Origin of the sequence: Butyricimonas hominis (genome assembly GCF_014287455.1) — a bacterium.
GTDB lineage: Bacteria > Bacteroidota > Bacteroidia > Bacteroidales > Marinifilaceae > Butyricimonas > Butyricimonas muris.
In genome coordinates this window covers 129757-147726 of sequence record NZ_JACOOH010000006.1, presented here as the reverse complement: position 1 = coordinate 147726, position 17970 = coordinate 129757, and the positions used below count along the sequence as shown (strand labels likewise).

Below are 17970 nucleotides of genomic sequence, written 5' to 3'. Positions count from 1 at the left end.
AATTCAGAATTATTCTGCGTTTTAGCACTTTTTTTCCGTGGTTGCAATCAGCCAAATCTTTCCACTTTTATCGGGTGCAAAGGTAATTATTTTCTCGATGAAATGAAACCATTCATGGAAGAATTGAGTATTTTTACAAAAAATAAGTAGCCATGAAGAACGAACATTCGCACGAGGGACATTCACATGCAGGTCACAATCATTCTCACGGGGATAGTACGAAGAATTTGGGTATCGCTTTTTTCTTGAATTTAGGTTTCGCTGTTATCGAGATTATCGGGGGCGTGTGGACGAATTCGGTAGCGATTATATCGGATGCCGTCCATGATTTCGGGGATGCTTTTTCGATAGGGGTATCTTTTTTCTTGGAACGATACTCGAAGAAACGGAGAACCCGGACATTTACTTACGGGTACAAGCGGTTTTCAACCTTGGGAGCTTTGATTAATTCTATCGTGTTGCTCGTCGGGTCTGTTTTTGTCTTTATGGAGACGATACCCCGTCTTTTTCATCCTGCCGAGGTGAATTATTCGGGGATGATGTGGTTGGCTATCGCGGGGTTGGCGGTGAACGGTTTTGCGGCGTTGCGTCTGATGAAGGGAAATTCCATCAGCCAGCGTGCCGTGATGCTACATTTACTGGAAGATGTGCTGGGGTGGTTGGCGGTACTGGTCGGCAGCTTGGTTATCCGTTACACGGGATGGTATTTCATAGACCCGCTTCTGTCCGTGTGTATCGGTATTTTTATCCTGACAAACGTGTGTCGCAACCTGTACGCTATTTTCCGGATTCTTCTGCAAGCGACGCCGGAACGTATACCGGAAGATAAGGTGAAGCCTGTTCTGGAGGGGGTGTCGGGAGTGAAGGAAGTGCATGACCTGCACGTGTGGACGTTGGACGGGGAGAAGAATATCGCTTCCGCTCATTTGATTGTCCCGGACGTTGCCTCGCGGGAAGATGTTATCAAGGTAAAGCACGAGGCTGTCGATAAGTTGAAAGAGATGGGAATCGACCACTTGACCGTCGAGATAGAGTACGAATCGGAAGGTTGTTACAGTTGCCCGGATGAATAGCATGTTTTGAATAACGGGTAAAAGTTATGTAGTAAGAAAAATATTTTTCATTTTGAGTGATACTTTCGTAAATATTTTAGAAAGTATTTTGTATATTTGTGGTGTGATAATGATGAATTCTTCGGATAGATGAAATTATGAACGACTCGAACACCATAAATAAAGGTTTTTTACCGGGCTTGAAGGAGAAACGGTACTTGCAGAAGAAGGCGATTATCGGCTTCCTTTACAAGATGGGCGAGTTGTCGAAGCCTGAAATCTGTCGGTTGACAAACGTGACTACTCCCACGGTCGGTAAGATGATTGATGAGTTGATGGAGGAAGGTTGGGTTGTTGACCGGGGATGCGGAAATTCTATCGGGGGGAAACGTCCTCATGTTTTTTCATTGAATCCCGATGCTGCCTATATACTGGGCGTGGATATAGGGCGCGAGTATTTGCGAATAGCTATTTTTAACCTGCAAAACGAGCCGATAGAGGGGATTCTGGAATACCCGTCCATATTGGAAGGACAGGATGATGACGTCACGCTGAAATATATCAAGGAGAGAATTGACGAGGTTATCGAGAAATTGGGTGTTGACCGCGCGAAGATCAAAATGTGCGGGGTTGCGCTTCCGGGATTGATAGACCGGGAAGGGAATACCTATACTTATCTGACGTACGAACGTCCCGGTTTGAAGGACATTCTGGAAGAAATGTTGGGGATGCCCGTGTTTATCGATAATGACTCGAACGTGATGGCAATGGCGGAACACACGTTCGGGATAGCGAAAAATATAAACAATGTTCTTTGTATTAGCGTAAACGAGTGTATCGGTTTGGGAATGATTTTGAACTCCAAGTTGTATCGCGGGGGAATCGGGATGGCCGGAGAGTTCGGGCATATCCGTATTTCGGGACTGGATGCGCCTTGCCATTGCGGGAAAATCGGATGCTTGGAAACGGTGTCTTCCGGTCGGGCAATCGAGAAAGTGGCGGGGAGGTCGTTGCAAGCCGTTATAGATGCCGCCGGAAAAGACGATATTTCGGCAATCGAGGTGTTGCATCAGGCGGGCGAGAAGTTGGGCGAAGGGATTGCCGCGATGATACACCTGTTTAACCCGGATATGGTCGTGATCGGGGGTGAAGTCACGGAGGCGGGGGATTTGCTGATCGTTCCGGTGCGACAGGCGGTAAATAAATACGCTTTGGCACGGATGCGCAATCATTGCGAGCTGGTGATGAGTAACTTGGGAGGCTATTCGGCGATACTGGGAACGTTGATGATTGTGATGGAACATTTGTATGATGATTCGGAGAGTGTTTATTCACTCTATTAACCGGTATATAAAAGGAGGAATAATATGGTAATAACAAAAAACTACATCGCGAAGGGAGAGGGAGCTGACAGGTTCGAGAAGATACCCGTTCAGATCTATGAAACGGCGGACGAGGCGGTGAAAGCCGTTGCCCGGGAAATCGCGGATTTGGTGCGAACCAAAGCTGCCAGCAGTGAAAAGTGTGTTCTGGGATTGGCGACGGGAGTTTCCCCGATTAAATTGTACCAAGAACTCGTGAGGATGCACAGGGAGGAAGGCTTGTCTTTCCGCAACGTGGTGACGTTCAACTTGGACGAGTATCTGCCGATGCCGAAAGAGTCGGAGCAGAGTTACCATTATTTCATGCATCATCATTTATTTGATCATATAGATATTGATCCTAAAAATATTCATATACCCGACGGTACTTTACAGACGGAAGAAGAGATAGAGAAATTCTGCGAGGATTACGAGAAAGCGATTGATGCGGAGGGCGGAATTGATCTTCAAGTACTGGGTATCGGTCGGACGGGACACATCGGTTTCAACGAGCCGGGGTCTTTTATCACGTCTACCACGAGAAAGGTTTACTTGAATGACTTGACGATTAAAGACGCGATTAAGGATTTCGGGAGCCGGAATCTGGTACCCACGAAAGCGATTACCATGGGGGTGGGGACGATCATGAAAGCAAGACGGGTTGTTTTGCTCGCGTGGGGAGAGAAGAAAGCCCCGATCATCAAGGCTACCGTGGAAGGACGGGTGTCGGACACGGTGCCTGCCACTTTTTTGCAGATGCATTCGGACGTGCAGTTTGTGATTGACGAGAGTGCGGCGGGTGAATTGACGAGAGCGGATTACCCGTGGTTGGTGAGCAAGGTGGATTGGGACAAGAAACTGATTCGTAAGGCGGTTTTGCGTTTGTGCCAGAAATTGAAAAAGCCTATATTGAAGGTCGAGGATAAAGATTATCAGGAGAATGGTCTGAGTGATTTGATAGAGTTGTTCGGTTCGGCAAATAAAGTGAATATCGAGGTGTTCAACGATATGCAACACACGATTTCCGGTTGGCCGGGAGGGAAACCGAACGCCGATGATTCAACCCGTCCGGAAAGGGCGAATCCTTACCCGAAACGCGTGTTGATTTTCAGCCCGCACCCGGATGATGACGTGATTTCCATGGGAGGTACCGAGGCGCGTCTGGTGGAACAGGGGCATGAGGTGCACGTGGCGTACCAGACATCGGGGAATATCGCCGTGTTTGACGATTATTTGTACCAGATGATGGATGTTGCCGATATGTTCTCTCGTAACTTGGGAATGGAGAACGAGAGTTTTAAAAGCTTGAAAGACAAGATACATAACCGGAAACCGGAGGAAAACGAATCGCCGGAGTTGTTACCGTACAAGGCGGCACTGCGTTCGGCAGAGGCGTTGTCAGCCTGTCGGTTTATGGGAATACCGAAAGAGAGAGTGCATTTCTTGAATATGCCTTTCTACGAAACGGGTTCTGTGAAGAAGAAGCCGTTAGGAGATGGGGATATTGATATTATCGTGAAATTGTTGCGGGAGATTAGGCCTCACCAGATATATGCGGCGGGGGATCTTGCCGACCCGCACGGGACACATGCCGTTTGTCTGGAGGCTATCATGCAGGCGTTTGATGTCGTGAGTGGGGATGAATGGTTCCGGGATTGTTACACATGGTTGTACCGCGGGGCATGGTTGGAATGGGAAATGGAGAAAGTCGATATGGCTGTACCGGTGAGCCCGTCGGAATTGACAATCAAACGGGAAGCCATTTACAGGCACGGTTCCCAGAATAACGGTCCGGCATACCCGGGAGATGATCCGCGGGAGTTCTGGCAGCGGGCGGAAGATCGCAATCGTAACACGGCCGATTTGTATAACAAGATCGGGATGGCGGAATACGAGGCGATGGAGGTCTTCGTCCGTTACAAGCATGAAAAATAATATGTTGTGTTTTATATTTTTTTTGCGGGAGCGGGATTCTACGGGATCCCGTTTCTTTTTATTCGCCGGTGGAAGCTCATTAAATGGTTGCGTATGGAGAGAGGGGTGAAAGAAAATGGTTTTGTTTTTGCAAAATGTCGATGAAATTGTATTAATTTGTCTTTAGGATTTATATTTGATATTTATGTTGGGGCGTCGAAATTTGGAGCGAGAGTTCGAGAATATGTTTAAGGAGAACTATTCTCGTTTGTGTCAGTATGCTTATACTTACTTGAATGATAAGGATGCGAGTGAGGATGTGGTGAGTGAAGCTTTCGAGTATGCATGGAAGAAGTATAAGGAACTCAAAAAAGATGAATTGTTTGCAGTTCTTGTTTTGCGGGTGAAACATGGAAGCATGAATTATTTGCGTCATCGCAAGGCGGTCGATAAATATGCAGCAATGCTTATGAAAGCGGATAGAGAGGGGGAGGATTTGACAGGAGAGGATGAGGATAGAATAAAGCGTGTGGAAAAGGTGATCTCTACTTTGCCTGTTCAAACTCGGAGAGTGTTGGAAGAATGTTGTTTTAATAGGAAGACGTATTTGGAAACGGCGGATTTGTTGGGAATTAGCAGAAATACGGTGAAGAAGCACATGATGAGGGTTTTGGAGTTGTTGAGAGAAGAGTTTTTTGGAAAAAATGAATGAAGGGGGTACCCTAAACAAGATGATAGGTGTATTTATTAAAGGTTAGAAGATGGATAATATAAAGCAAGATATGGATAAAACAGATAGGTTGTTGGATGCTTTGGATGATCCCCAAATCAAGGATGAGGAGCTGGAAAGGATGTTATCGGATCCGGACTGCGCACGTGATATGCGTTTGTTGGAAGATTGCAGAAGTTATTTCGTCCGTGAGTTGCTGGAAACGGATTCGGATAAGGCGTGGGGTAAGTTTGCACGAAAACAGCGGGTGAAGAGGTATAGACGTTTGTTGGTCGGTTTCGTGAGCGGGGCGGCAAGTATTTTGTTATTGTTGTGGATATTTAGGTTTGCTTTCCAGCCTTCTGTTCAACGAGAGTTTGTTACATTTTTGCCGGACACTTCTTTCTCGAACGTGGTGTTGTGCACGGGTGACGGACGAAAGGTGGTTCTTTCGAATTCGAAAATGGATAGTTTGCCGGGTAATATCATGGTGGCTTCCGATAGTGGCAAGATGTTGGTTTATGAACCTGTAGAACCGGACCGAGAGATGGAAATGCACACGCTTTCGACATCCAGCGGGTGTTTTTATCAATTGTGTTTGTCGGATGGAACCCGGGTGTGGTTGAACGCGGAGAGTAGGTTAAGGTACCCTAGTGTTTTCCCGGAAGGAGAGAGAGTTGTCGAGTTGCAGGGAGAAGGTTTTTTTAAGGTGGCACATGATGCGGCACGTCCTTTTAAAGTGAAGGTCGGGGAGCTGGTGACGGAGGTGTTGGGAACGGAGTTTAACGTGCGTGCTTATTCCAGAGAGGATACTCACGTGACGTTGTTGCAGGGGAGCGTCCGGGTGACGGATAAGGTTTCTGCCGCGGAAGCGGTTATTCGTCCGGGAGAGGATGCGTTTTTAAGGGAAGATGGTTCTTTCGAGATTAAAAATGTGGACACAGATAGTTTTTATTTATGGATTGAAGGGTATTTTTATTTTGATAACGAGTCTTTGGCGGAGATTATGCGGGAGTTGTGCAGGTGGTATGGTGTGCGTGTCGTGTTCCGGGATGAAACATTTATGCATTTGCGTTTGCATTTCTTGGCGGAAAGGGATTTGCCCGTGGATAATGCCTTAAAATTATTGAATATGATGGGAGATATGAAAATTACTCGTGAGGGAAATACGATATTTGTAGATTAACAGGTTAGTATATTGTGTTTGTGTTGTTTAACAGCCGTGTTTGCGGCTGTTATTTTTTTGTCTAATTTTTTTTAAAAGGGGGTACCCTATTTTTGATTACGCGTGTTCTTGTATATGAATTATAAAATTAACAAGACAAATTTATGGGACATCAAAGTATTTTTTGCACGCGAGGGCAAATTAGGCTGTTCGGGGTTTCTCGGATTGTATTGTTCGCGTGTTTCTTGCTTTTAACGTCTTTTGTTCAGGCTCAAGAACGAAAGAATATTACGGTAGATTTTAAAGAGGAGGCTTTAGGGGAGGTGTTGAAAAAGTTGGAAAAACTTTCCCCATATAAGATTTTGTTCACGTATGATCACGTGCAGGGGTATAAGGTGACGGCATCATTGAAGAATGTCACGATACTCGATGCGTTGAAAAAGGTGTTGGAAGGGAAGCCGTTCACTTACTCGGAAATTACCGATGGCAAGTATATTACGGTGAAATACCAATCCGATAAGAAGAACTTGGACGGGAAGGGCGTTACAGTCAAAGGAGTGGTGCTTGATAAAAATAAGGAGCCTCTTCCGGGAGTGACAGTGATAATCAAGGGTACTTCCACGGGGGTGGCAACTAACGCGGATGGTATGTACGAGATTGTTGTCCCTACTTCGTCGGAAACGGTGTTGCAATTCTCTTGTATCGGGATGAAGAGTGAAGAGGTTAAGGTCGGGAAAGAGAAGACGATTAACGTCACGATGAGCGAGGAGGTGAACGAGGTGGATGAAGTGGTGGTAAACGGTATATACACGGCATCAAAGAATAGTTACACGGGAGCGGTATCCACGGTTCGTTCCGAAGATATTCTTGCAGTTTCTCAGACGAATTTGTTCAAGGCGTTGACCGTGCTTGTGCCGGGAATGAGAATCGTGGATAATAACGAGCAGGGTTCGAATCCTAATTATATCCCGGAGATTATTATCCGGGGTACGACTTCGATAAAGACTTCCGATGACCAGTATGGTTTGAACTCTCCATTGATTATCGTGGATGGAGTGGAAACAACTTTGGAAGGATTGTATGATATGGATGTGTTTGATATTGAGCGTGTCGATGTGTTGAAGGATGCTTCGGCAACGGCTATCTACGGTGATAAGGCGGCTAACGGGGTTATCGTGGTGACTCGTAAACGAGTTGCGGATAGTAAATTGCGGATGCGTTACAATTTTGTGCCTGATATCCAATTCCCTGATGTGAGTTCCTATAGTTTGTGTAATCCAAGGCAGAAATTGGAATTGGAAAGACGTTGGGGAATATATGAGGGAATGAATGGAGAGAAGGAAATGGAGTATAACAGGAAATTGAAGTTGGTTAACTCGGGTGTTTATACCGATTGGGCAGCAATACCCGTGCGAATTGCTTGGTCGCATAGCCACTCGCTTTCTGTTACCGGTAGAGGAGGTGGTTTGGATTATAGTGTGACTGCCCGTTACGGGGATGCACATGGTGTGATGAAAGGGGATTTTCGTCGGAATTACGGTATCGGTTTTTATTTCTCGTATATTTTTAGAAATAAATTGACAGTTACGTTCCGTTCGGATATTCAAAAGACGGATTCAAAAAATACCCCTTACGGTTCGTATTCCCAGTGGGTTGTGTTGAATCCATATGATTGTCCGTACGATGAGTATGGAGAGTTAATACCTAAACTTTCTTTTGGTGCGGCTAATCCTATATATAATGCGTCAACGGGAAGTTTCTCGAAGGGCAAGTCGAAAAGTATAAGTAATAATTTGACGTTTCGTTGGGATGTGATGAAGGGTATGATTGTAAATTTAAGTGCAAATTTATCTTTAAGTGATTCTCGAAGTGATAATTATACATCCAGTTTGCATACATCATCTATGGAGGGGAATGAATCTGCCAATACCAAGGGTAGATACGTGTTGTCGGGTTCAGAAGGGACAAATTGGAGTATGACCGGGTCGGTAAGTTATTCGTTGCCTTTTGATGACAAGGGGAGTATTCTGACAACGAATGTCGGTTCTACAATAACTCAAAGTAATTCATCATCATTCGGTATGGAGGGAAGAGGTTTTCTTAAACCTGTAATGAATGATATTAATTTTGCTCGTACTTATCCTTCGGGAGGAAAGCCTAGCGGTAGCAACGGTTATTCGGCAAGTGTGGGGGTATTTGCGAATTTGAATTTTATTTTAAAAAATCGATATTTTCTTGATGGAAGTTTTCGAACTTCCGGTAATTCGGTTTTGGGAGGGAATAATCAATGGGCACCTTATTGGTCTTTCGGAATCGGTTGGAACGCTCATAACGAGAGTTTTATTAAAGCACTTTCTTGGGTGAGTACTTTCCGGTTCCGCGGTAGTATAGGTTTTGTCGGTAGCGGTAATTTCAGTGGTAATATGGCGCAGACAATCTATACTTACGGGGACGCATATCTGTTAGGATTAGGAGCAATCCCATCGCAATTAGGGAATCCCGACTTGAAGGCACAACGCACCTTGAATATGAATGGTGGTGTCGTGTTGGATATTCTTGAAGGGAGGTTTCAGGTGAATCTTGATTTTTATAGGCAACGCACGAAAGATGCCTTGTTGCCGATCGGGCTTCCTCTTTCTACCGGGGCAGCCACGGTTCAAGCCAATCTCGGTGAGAGTTTGAACTGGGGAATGGAGATATCCGTTTCTTCTTTGCTGGTGAGGACAACGGATTGGTTGTTGCGTTTGACCGTGAATACTCATCACACGGAAAATAAATTGATGAAAATCAGTAATGCACTTGCCAGACAGAACGAGGAGAATATGCGAGACAAGGGGGTTGCACCCAAGTTGCAACTTCGCGAAGGGGAGTCGATGGATGCTATTTATGCCGTGGATTCGTGGGGGATTAATCCGGCTAACGGGTTGGAAGTGTTTCTTAAAAAGGACACTAAAGAACCCACGTATGTTTATGATGTGAAAGATATGGTCGCGTTAGGGGATACGAAACCTTGGTTCGAGGGAAGTTCGTCTCTCTCGGCAGCTTGGCGGGATATAAGTGTGGGCATGGCATTCAGTTATACGTTCGGGGGATATATTTATAATTCAACTCGAGCTGCAAAGGTGGAAAATATAGATATAACCAAAAACGTGGATGTGCGGGCGTACACGGAGCGTTGGGTAAAACCGGGTGATGTGGTGGCGTATCCTAAAGGAGAGTATGAGCAACAACGGTTTGTTAAATCGGCCCGGTTTGTGGAGAAGAAGAACGAGGTTTATTTGTCATCTGTGTCAATCTCGTATAATTTGCCTCAAACGTGGGTGAGAGGAATCGGCTTGAAGCGATTGACAGTGGGTGTTACATTCTCGGATGTGTTGCGGTTATCTACCGTGAAGTATGAAAGAGGTACTTCTTATCCGTTTATGCGCGGTTTCAATTTTATGATTAGTCCTACATTCTAATATAAATGAATTATGAATAGAGTTATTGTATTGGTATTTTTACTGGGAGTTTTTTTTTCTTCCTGTGAGGATTTTTTAACGGCACGCGATAAGTCTTCTATTTTGGAAGATGATTTGTTCACGGATCAAGAGGGGATAGAGGAGGCTATGTACGGGCTTTACGTGACGTTAGCAAAGGGGGATATGTATGGAGAAACTTTCCAACAGACGATTGATTTGTTGGGACAGTATTTCGCTATAGGGAAAGAAGCGGGTAGTGATGCTTCGGCGGGTGGTATATATGACAAGATTATAATGCATGATCACACGGACCAACGGGCGATAGACAGGTATAAAAAAATGTGGCAGACTTCTTACAAGTTTGTAAGTGACGTGAATAAAATATTAGAGAGGTTGGAAATTTGGGATGGAAAGAGGTTGAAACATGAAAAGATGTACAAGGGGGAAGCTTTAGGGGTTCGTGCGTATGTCTTGTTTGATTTGTTGAGGATGTACGGTTCGGCTTTGGAAGAAAACAGGGGGATTCCCTATGTTACACAATACGGGATGTACGTGACACCTTTTTCCACGACGGGAGAATGTTACGAGAAGATTATTGCAGACTTGAAGGCAGCGGAACAGTTATTAACAGAAGACGAGTCGCTCTTGGTCTATCCTCGTTTGCCGGAGAATATGTATGATTTGTTTACCAGTGAACGCGTATCTCATTTTAATCTTTACGCGGTGAAGGCAACTTTAGCCCGTGTCTATTGGACAAGGGGAAGGGCGGGTGATTTGGATAGTGCGGGAATGTATGCCCGTGAGGTAATCGAATCCGGCAGGTTTCCGTTACCGAGTGACGGAACAACGATTAGTTCCACGCATTTTATCCGCTGTATGGGAGGGACGGTAAACGCTGATGAAGCTATTTTCGGACTTTATGTTTCCAATATGTATGATAATTGGTCTGGGGAGCTTCTTTTGCAGAGCGGGGGATGGTTGCCTGCGGAGCCGGAAATGTATAAAAGACGGGATGATAAGTTTGATTATCGTAATGAATGGATAGGGGTGCCTAATATATATAATATGTCGCTAGCGGATAGAATCCGTATCTATGGAGATCGTTATCTGAAAGTGTTGGATCGTGTGCTGATAAATCCGGGCGATAAAGATTTGGCGGGAATCGGTTTCAACGGAGCGAATATGATTCGTATTCCGGAAATGTATTTGATACTGGTTGAATCTTTGGTTGAATCTTCTCCAGAAGAAGCAAAAATTTTCTTTAATAAATATTATGCTTCGCGAGGAATGGGAAATTTCGAGGGTGATTTGACAATTGAAATTATTGACGAGGAATTCAGAAAAGAGTTTGTACTGGAAGGACAATATTGGTTTCGTTTGAAAAAAAGACAGCCGGATAAGTTAAAATTGGTTCCTCAGATTGGAGGTGAACTTACCATGGATGAGGATAAATGGAATTTGAATATACCGGACGAGGAGTTTGAATACCGCGATGAATCGACATATTGATTAATTAAAGAGAGAAGAGTTATGAAGAAGAAATTTTACGTGATATGGAGTATTATTTTATTGATGTTTTTCGCTTCGTGTGAAAAAGATCCGTGGGTATGGGATACAAGTAGAAAGACGGGTATTGCTTTAGATCGGAATGTCGTGGAAATACAGTTTTCAGAGTATACTGATACGACTTGGGCAGCGGGAGGTGCCTCGTATTCGATACTTGGAGTCCCGGTTGATTATGATAGGGAGATTCTTGTAGAAGTTATTGATAGTTTGACGAATATGCCATCAACGGATTATAAGATTGAGGCAGTTTTAACGGCAGGAGCCGTGCGGGGAGCGATTCGAGTGTGGGCTCGTCGTCCGGCTTACAAGGAGTATGAGGACATGAAATTGTGGGTAGGATTGAGGATTTTGGAAAATGATGAATTTATACCGATGATGCAGAGTCCGGAAGTGACTTTTGGCGTGAAGGTCGTGCATCCCCAGCAACCTAAATGGTGGGTGGAAGATTTGTTAGGGAAATTTTCGGAAGTTGCCTACAGAAAGTTATTTGAGATTTATAATGAATTATGGTATAAATGGCCAAGACCGGAGGAATATCGCGCAATGCTTGCTCTGTTTGGGTATCGGTTGCAGATGCTTACGAATGAGGGAAAGTGGAGTGGGATATATTTGGCTTATCAACCCTTATTTAAGCAAGGAGTGTTGGTGCCGCTGTTTGATTATTTTACGGAACATCCTAATCCGGAGGTGGAAATTCCGGAGTGGTACAATAATAAATAAAAGTAGATGAGTATGAAAAAGGTAATATTAGTGGTGCTTGCGGTTTTTCTTGTCGGCTTGGTAAGTTGCGTCAAAGATAAGACGACCGGACCGCATATAGAGGTTTCCGATATATATATTTCCGATCAGGATACCGTGTTATATCCTAAACTTGGGGAAGAGTTCGTGTTTGATCCTTCTGATCGGATATCACAAACAGATCCGTCCTGTTCGCTGACTTATCAATGGCGTTATGGAAAGATTTATGTTAGTGCTAAAGGGGAGTATATGGTTCATCCACAAGATTCATTGAAAATGTTATCGAATGATAAAGTGCTAAGATTCACTTTCGACAGGCAAGAGCCTTATTTTGCTCGTTTAAGGGTATCGAATGAATTTGGCTGTGCGTATCGTTATTTTATTGTAAAGCCGAGCAGTAATTTTGACGAGGGGTTGGTTATGTTGAGTCGCAATGATGAGGGTGATGCCATGTTTTCCGTGCAGAATACCGTGACGGATGAAATAGAACTCGTGCAAAAAGAGGCTTCCGATTTCTGGTATCGGACTTCAGAGGATGTACCTGTTCTAAAAGATGATATCGTGGATTTTGCGTTTGTTTGCGGGGGGGGCGATGTTTGGTTTCCTCGGGTAGGTTATCCTTATATTCTTTCCCGGAAAAATAAACAGGCATATTATTTGGATCACAATACATTGAGAGTGATTACCGGTTTCGAGTTTTCAGGAACGCCATTAAAGTTAGGAATGTGTGGGGTGGGCAAGTTTGATTTGTTTGCATTCTGTGATGATGGGGATATGCGGGTACAAACTTGGAATTGGCAAATGGAAGTAGAGAGGAAAGTTTTCAAAGATGTTCATCATTGGGATCGCTTTCAGCGGGTTAAAATACGTTCGGGCATAGAGAGAAACAGCACTTTTCTAGATATTCTTTTTTTGCATGATGACGAGAATTCAAAGTTATATGGCATATGGGCTGATGGACTTTCCAATAGTGGGATAGGGCCGGAAGCTTATCCGGGAGAAAAAGTGATTTACGCGATACCGTTTGAAACGGCAAATATCGGTGTACATGATTTTTATATTGTGACGCAAAATATCGAGAATCCGTCGAAGATAACGATAAGGCAAGTTTCCGATGTCGGATACACGGGGAGTATGTATCTTCTGTTTGGTTTATACAATGTGGTATCTTCGTATACGTATGATTTACCGGAGGGCGAAGAGTTGACTTTAACACCGGAAGCGCAGGTTTTGAACGTGTATCAACATCGTTCGATTTTGTATAATACAGACCGTAAGATTTACATGTGGAAACCCGGTGCTTCGACGGAACCTAAGTTGCCGACAGAAGAATCCGAGCTTTGTTTTGACGTGACCAGTGTGAATCCCAATGCCGTGATTACTTGTATGACACAGGATATTACGAATAAATATGTCTTTGTCGGGGTGTATGACCCCACGGCAGAGGGAGAGCGTAAAGGTAGCGTGTACGTGTTGGATTCGTTTGATTTGTCTTTGCTCAAAAAGTGGGAACACGTGGCATACAAGCCAATGAATATGTATTATAAACTTCATTTGTTGCGTACGGATTACTGATTTATACAGGTATGAATAGATATGTTATTAATTTAGTGGGATTGCTGTTCGCGGTGTTGTTGGGCTGTACTTTTCAGGTATATGCACAGAAAAAGAAAGGGACGTGTGAGTATGCCATTCTGGTGAGCAAGGCTGTGCGAGAGGATTTAGCGTGGAAAAAATTGACCGAGACATTGAAGATGAATCACGGGGGAGTGGAGTTTGATTATAATCAATATCCCGGGGAAGTTTTCGATAAGTTGAAACAGGCACAGCCCCGTTACGTGACTGTCGTGGAGAAAGCGGAGAAGGTAACCCCGTTGTTCGTGAGAATGATGCATGCTATGAGTCGTAATATGAGTGATACCCCGTACGAGGATTTTGTCTGGGGAATAATAACTGGAGAGCAAGCTGTTGATGCGATGCGGATGGTGACAGATGCACAGACTCCGAAAAAGGTGGATATGGGATGGTTGGAAGCGTGTGAGTTGGAGAAGTTATCAGGTTATAATGGGGTGAATTGGAGTACCGGGGCTTGGAAAGATAGCTGGAAGGAACGAATGAAGACTCCGGCTAAGCACACGGTAGCCGAGGCTGTGTTTTTGCAGCAGCAGTGTATTTTGGAACGTTTGGCGGCGTGGGACCCTAAGTCGCTTGGTTTGGTTTTGCCGGAGAATGAAGAGGGATGCGTGGTTGACGATGAGGCGATAAGAATCTTGGTAAAAAAAGAATTGGGAAAAGAGTGTACGGGAGAACAGATCGAGTTGCTGAAAAACCGGGATGTGTTGGTGTATTACGGGGATCCGAAGTGGAATATTAGGTTGAAAGAGGTATTATCTCCTTTTAAGATGACGTGTAAGAAGCAACGTTTGCTTTGTACGGTGACTTTCGAATCGAACGGGAAGGCGTGTGATATTGACGAGTATATCTTCTTTTTCCCGAAGCGTCTGGAGGAACCGAGTTTGTTGGCGGAATTGCGTGAAGGAGAAGAGCTTTTGTTTGATGATACGTTTATGATTATTCGTAATGTGCATCTTGAAGCGGGAGAGAAGTATTCAATCAAGTTTTCGGTAGAAGGTGCGGATTCCATGGGAATAAAAGTGATGAAAATATTACAATCAAAAAGTGTAGAATTTTAGAAATATGTTTTTAATAGGCATAATTATATTTATTAACAATCAAAAGACAAATATTATGAAAAATTGGTTTTTGTATTTATGTTTGGCTATGTTTTCTGTTTTTTTTGCGTGTAGTGATGACAAGGAAGAAGGGGAAGATGAAAAGTTTATGTTGACGGTAGACAAGGAAAAGTTGGAATTTGAAGCGGGAACAACTGAAGGCATGATGGAGCGTATCCGTGTCACGACAAACGCAGAGGATTGGACCGTTGATGTGGAGATGGAAGGGGATAAAAAATGGTTCTCTGTGACCAAGTTGGATCAGCAATGGTTGGAAGTTGTGGCCGAAGTGAATAATTCTGTAGAAAAGAGAGAAGGTAAATTATTGATTAAGTCGGTAGGGAATCCGGATAAAGTGATTCCTGTGCTTCAATCGGCGGCGGCAGAAGCTACTTTGGAGTTGTCGAAAAATGTAATCATATTTGATAAAGCAGGAGGTAGCGAAGCTATCACGATTACAAGTAATCAAGCTGCCATCCGCTTGGAAAATGTGGAGAAGGAGGATTGGTTTAGCGTGACTCTTGCTGAAGATAATAAGTCGTTTACGGTGGAGGTGAAGGAAAATGCAGATGGAGAACCGAATGAAACAAAGTTTAATGTGGTGGCAGGGATTGATGAAGAGAATCAAAAAGTAATTGAAGTTACCGTGAAGCAAGTTGATGCTGTGGTGTTAAATGCCAGCGGCTATCGCATTGTTTTAGATGCTCCTGCTGGGGCAACAACCGCGGAATCAAGCGAGGATTGGTGTACGGCAGAGTTGAAAGACGGTAAGTTGGTGGTAAGTGCATCCGGTAATGTCGGGGGAGATGCAAGGAGCGCAACTGTAACTATGGGTGAAACGATTGTTCTTGTGGAGCAAGAAGGTGGAGTGTTTAATCCCGGAGATGTTTTCAAACATAATGGAGTGGCTGTTGGTATTGTCGTTAGTCATGATGAAGAAGGACTTTTGGTGATTGCCTTGGAAGAAAAAGAAAATGTAATGTTTTGTGCTAATGGCGCAGTGATAACAGGGGGAGGGTATGAGCCTATTTATAGTAAAGTCAAAGAGATGTATCCGAATGATTGGAAAGATGCATTTCCTGCATTTGCTTATTGTGCGGAAATGGAAGAGAAAACCGGAATGGAAGGATGGGTTTTGCCAAGTTTTTGGCGTTTAAAGGGGGATTTCGTTACACTGGAAGGTAATCTAAAATCTGAATGGCCTAAATTGAAAGCTAATTGTGAGAGAGTAAATAATGCATTGAAAGCGTTGAACGTGCCGGAATATACCACGGGATGGTATTGGTGTGATGCTCATATGGATATGTATGGATGGGGATGGGCTTGGAATTTGGAAAATAATCCAACTATGGGTGGAAGATGTATGAGTAAAGGCTCTACTAATATGTTCATTGCTCGTTGCTTCTGGTGGAAACGTGATTTAGCGAAGTAAAAGCTTTTGATTCTTGTTTGACAAAAGAGTTGCAATGAATCTATTAGATGTTTTATTGCAACTCTTTTTGTGTTCTAAAGAAATTAATTTGTAATATGAAAATTATTATTGTCAATTTATTTTTGTTGATATCGAGTTTATCTCTTTTTGGACAAGGAGTAAATTTTGAAGCTCTTACGTTTAATGAAGCTTTGGCGAAAGCAAAGCAAGAAAATAAACTCGTGTTTGTAGATTGTTATACGGCATGGTGTGTTCCGTGTCGTGTTATGGCAGAAAATGTATTTCCGCAAAAGGAAGCCGGTGATTTTTTTAACCCTAAATTTGTTTGTGTGAAATTTGACATGGAGAAAGGGGAGGGACTGGAATTGAGTAAGAAGTTGAAAATTAAAGCTTACCCGACGTTTTTTATAATTCGTCCGGATGGAGCCATACAACATATGATTGTAGGGGGAGGTGAGTTGGAACCTTTTATTAATAAAGTAGAGCGAGGGTTAGACAAGAAAACTTCTTTTACTTATTTGAACAAGCTGTACGAGAAAGGAGAAATGACGAAAGAGCAGTTGATGATTTACATGGTCGTGCTGCAAGATGCGGGTGAAAGGGCGAAGAGCAAGGAGATTGGAAAGAAGTTGGACTCCGTGTTGACGGAAAAGGATAAAATGAAAAAAGAATATTGGCCTATTCTTGAAAAAAGTGTTTATGGTTCAGCTGATTTTAGCTTAGTATTGAATAATATCGCTATTTTCAAAAAAAACGTGGGAGGAGAAAACGTGGAGTCGTATTTGTATCAAAATTATAGCTCGACTTTAAATCAACTTGTTTCTGAACGCCCGAAAGATTTTTCCACTCGTTTTACTCAAATTCGCAAGGAATTGGAGAAATCGTATTTTGAAAAACGGGAAAAATTGGAAGTTTCCCTTGACTTTTGTGAAGCTATTGCAAATGAGGATATTGAAAAGATTATAAATTTGATTTCACGAGGGAACGTGGAATTATGGAGTCATACGGGGAAACGAGCTAGCGAATTGCTCGTGCATAGGGCGTCAATAGATCAGTTGAAGAATGTGGCAGCTTTAGAGTGTCAATATATCACCGGTAACGAGTCGGAAGCAAAAAGGAAATTTTTGAAAGAGATATTTGTCGATTTTAATATAGCTGCCCGCACGATGACTTTTGAGGAGGCATTTGAAGTGGCTAAACAAAGACGGGGACGTGTTTTTATAGATTGTTGCGATTCAGATAGCCCGGTTTGTCGATATATGTCAGATACGGTATTTCAAGATGCAGAACTTAAACGTTTTATGCTCAAGAATTTTATTTACGTGAAATGTGATATGAAGAAACAAGAAGGTCGGGAGGTTTGCAAAAAATTTGATGTACATGTTTACCCGACTTTTGTTGTTGTGAATTGGAAAGGAGGTGTTCGTCATAAATTTACTGGAATAGGGGATGCGGAATATTTTCGCTCGAAACTTGAAGATGTATTTAATGGATATACGGCGCTGGAGTGCCTAGAAGATTGGTATAATATGGGAAGACGGGATAAGAAATTGTTGACTTCGTACGCGGAAGCATTGGCCTCTGTCAAGGATTCCCGTGCTCCGGGGGTTGTGAAGGAATTATTTCGAGTACTAAGTGACGAGGAGAGAGTTTCATCTCGTTATTGGTATATTTTTGCTGAAAAAGAATACAGTCCTAACGGTTCGGATGCGGAGAAATTTTTATTGAAGAATCGGACAAAATTTGTAGAGGTACAAGGGTTGGAAACCGTTGAGCAACGATTGAGGGATTGTCAATAACGTGTGGGGGATATTATTGTAGCGAATATTACTGTAATATT

12 protein-coding genes are annotated in these 17970 nt (G+C 43.4%); all 12 read left to right on the top strand.

Annotated features, from left to right (window positions below; translation table 11 throughout):
* The first annotated feature begins 152 nt into the window (after positions 1-152).
* The 12 genes from H8S64_RS14180 to H8S64_RS14125 all read left to right on the top strand — a co-directional run bounded on the left by H8S64_RS14180 (position 153) and on the right by H8S64_RS14125 (position 17929).
* Complete coding sequence (locus H8S64_RS14180) at positions 153-1073, top strand: cation diffusion facilitator family transporter (RefSeq protein WP_186976841.1); 921 nt, start codon at positions 153-155, stop codon at positions 1071-1073.
* A 137-nt stretch (positions 1074-1210) separates the two neighbouring features.
* Complete coding sequence (locus H8S64_RS14175; protein WP_186976839.1) at positions 1211-2395, top strand: ROK family transcriptional regulator; 1185 nt, start codon at positions 1211-1213, stop codon at positions 2393-2395.
* A gap of 24 nt (positions 2396-2419) precedes the next feature.
* On the top strand, positions 2420-4348 hold the full coding sequence (gene nagB, locus H8S64_RS14170; protein WP_186976837.1) for a glucosamine-6-phosphate deaminase: 1929 nt from the start codon (positions 2420-2422) through the stop codon (positions 4346-4348).
* 184 nt (positions 4349-4532) lie between these two features.
* Positions 4533-5039, top strand: coding sequence for a sigma-70 family RNA polymerase sigma factor (locus tag H8S64_RS14165; RefSeq protein WP_141560884.1), 507 nt, complete (start codon positions 4533-4535; stop codon positions 5037-5039).
* A gap of 49 nt (positions 5040-5088) precedes the next feature.
* The gene (locus tag H8S64_RS14160) at positions 5089-6222 is read left to right on the top strand and encodes a FecR family protein (protein WP_186976835.1); all 1134 of its coding nucleotides are present in this window, start codon (positions 5089-5091) and stop codon (positions 6220-6222) included.
* Positions 6223-6365: 143 nt separating this feature from the next.
* The gene (locus H8S64_RS14155; protein ID WP_186976833.1) at positions 6366-9662 is read left to right on the top strand and encodes a SusC/RagA family TonB-linked outer membrane protein; all 3297 of its coding nucleotides are present in this window, start codon (positions 6366-6368) and stop codon (positions 9660-9662) included.
* 12 nt (positions 9663-9674) lie between these two features.
* Positions 9675-11171: a RagB/SusD family nutrient uptake outer membrane protein gene (locus H8S64_RS14150; protein ID WP_186976831.1), complete on the top strand. Its 1497-nt coding sequence runs from the start codon at positions 9675-9677 to the stop codon at positions 11169-11171.
* A 21-nt stretch (positions 11172-11192) separates the two neighbouring features.
* Complete coding sequence (locus H8S64_RS14145) at positions 11193-11948, top strand: DUF4843 domain-containing protein (RefSeq protein WP_186976829.1); 756 nt, start codon at positions 11193-11195, stop codon at positions 11946-11948.
* Between the two features lie 12 nt (positions 11949-11960).
* Entirely contained in the window at positions 11961-13541 is a 1581-nt protein-coding gene (locus H8S64_RS14140) for a hypothetical protein (protein WP_186976827.1), read from the top strand.
* An 11-nt stretch (positions 13542-13552) separates the two neighbouring features.
* A complete protein-coding gene (locus tag H8S64_RS14135; protein WP_186976825.1) occupies positions 13553-14659 on the top strand; it encodes a hypothetical protein in 1107 nt (368 codons plus the stop codon).
* Positions 14660-14714: 55 nt separating this feature from the next.
* On the top strand, positions 14715-16130 hold the full coding sequence (locus H8S64_RS14130) for a BACON domain-containing protein (RefSeq protein WP_186976823.1): 1416 nt from the start codon (positions 14715-14717) through the stop codon (positions 16128-16130).
* A 95-nt stretch (positions 16131-16225) separates the two neighbouring features.
* Positions 16226-17929 carry a thioredoxin family protein gene (locus H8S64_RS14125; RefSeq protein ID WP_186976822.1) on the top strand — a complete coding sequence of 568 codons (1704 nt, stop codon included), beginning with the start codon at positions 16226-16228 and terminating at the stop codon, positions 17927-17929.
* Positions 17930-17970: the final 41 nt, after the last annotated feature.

What these genes read in the sequence shown, in the direction of transcription:
- H8S64_RS14155 (WP_186976833.1), top strand. Translation starts at nt 6,366, where the DNA reads ATGGGACATCAAAGTATTTTTTGCACGCGAGGGCAAATTAGGCTGTTC.
- H8S64_RS14150 (WP_186976831.1), top strand. Translation starts at nt 9,675, where the DNA reads ATGAATAGAGTTATTGTATTGGTATTTTTACTGGGAGTTTTTTTTTCT.
- H8S64_RS14175 (WP_186976839.1), top strand. Translation starts at nt 1,211, where the DNA reads ATGAACGACTCGAACACCATAAATAAAGGTTTTTTACCGGGCTTGAAG.
- H8S64_RS14140 (WP_186976827.1), top strand. Translation starts at nt 11,961, where the DNA reads ATGAAAAAGGTAATATTAGTGGTGCTTGCGGTTTTTCTTGTCGGCTTG.
- H8S64_RS14165 (WP_141560884.1), top strand. Translation starts at nt 4,533, where the DNA reads ATGTTGGGGCGTCGAAATTTGGAGCGAGAGTTCGAGAATATGTTTAAG.
- H8S64_RS14145 (WP_186976829.1), top strand. Translation starts at nt 11,193, where the DNA reads ATGAAGAAGAAATTTTACGTGATATGGAGTATTATTTTATTGATGTTT.
- nagB (WP_186976837.1), top strand. Translation starts at nt 2,420, where the DNA reads ATGGTAATAACAAAAAACTACATCGCGAAGGGAGAGGGAGCTGACAGG.
- H8S64_RS14180 (WP_186976841.1), top strand. Translation starts at nt 153, where the DNA reads ATGAAGAACGAACATTCGCACGAGGGACATTCACATGCAGGTCACAAT.
- H8S64_RS14125 (WP_186976822.1), top strand. Translation starts at nt 16,226, where the DNA reads ATGAAAATTATTATTGTCAATTTATTTTTGTTGATATCGAGTTTATCT.
- H8S64_RS14130 (WP_186976823.1), top strand. Translation starts at nt 14,715, where the DNA reads ATGAAAAATTGGTTTTTGTATTTATGTTTGGCTATGTTTTCTGTTTTT.
- H8S64_RS14160 (WP_186976835.1), top strand. Translation starts at nt 5,089, where the DNA reads ATGGATAATATAAAGCAAGATATGGATAAAACAGATAGGTTGTTGGAT.
- H8S64_RS14135 (WP_186976825.1), top strand. Translation starts at nt 13,553, where the DNA reads ATGAATAGATATGTTATTAATTTAGTGGGATTGCTGTTCGCGGTGTTG.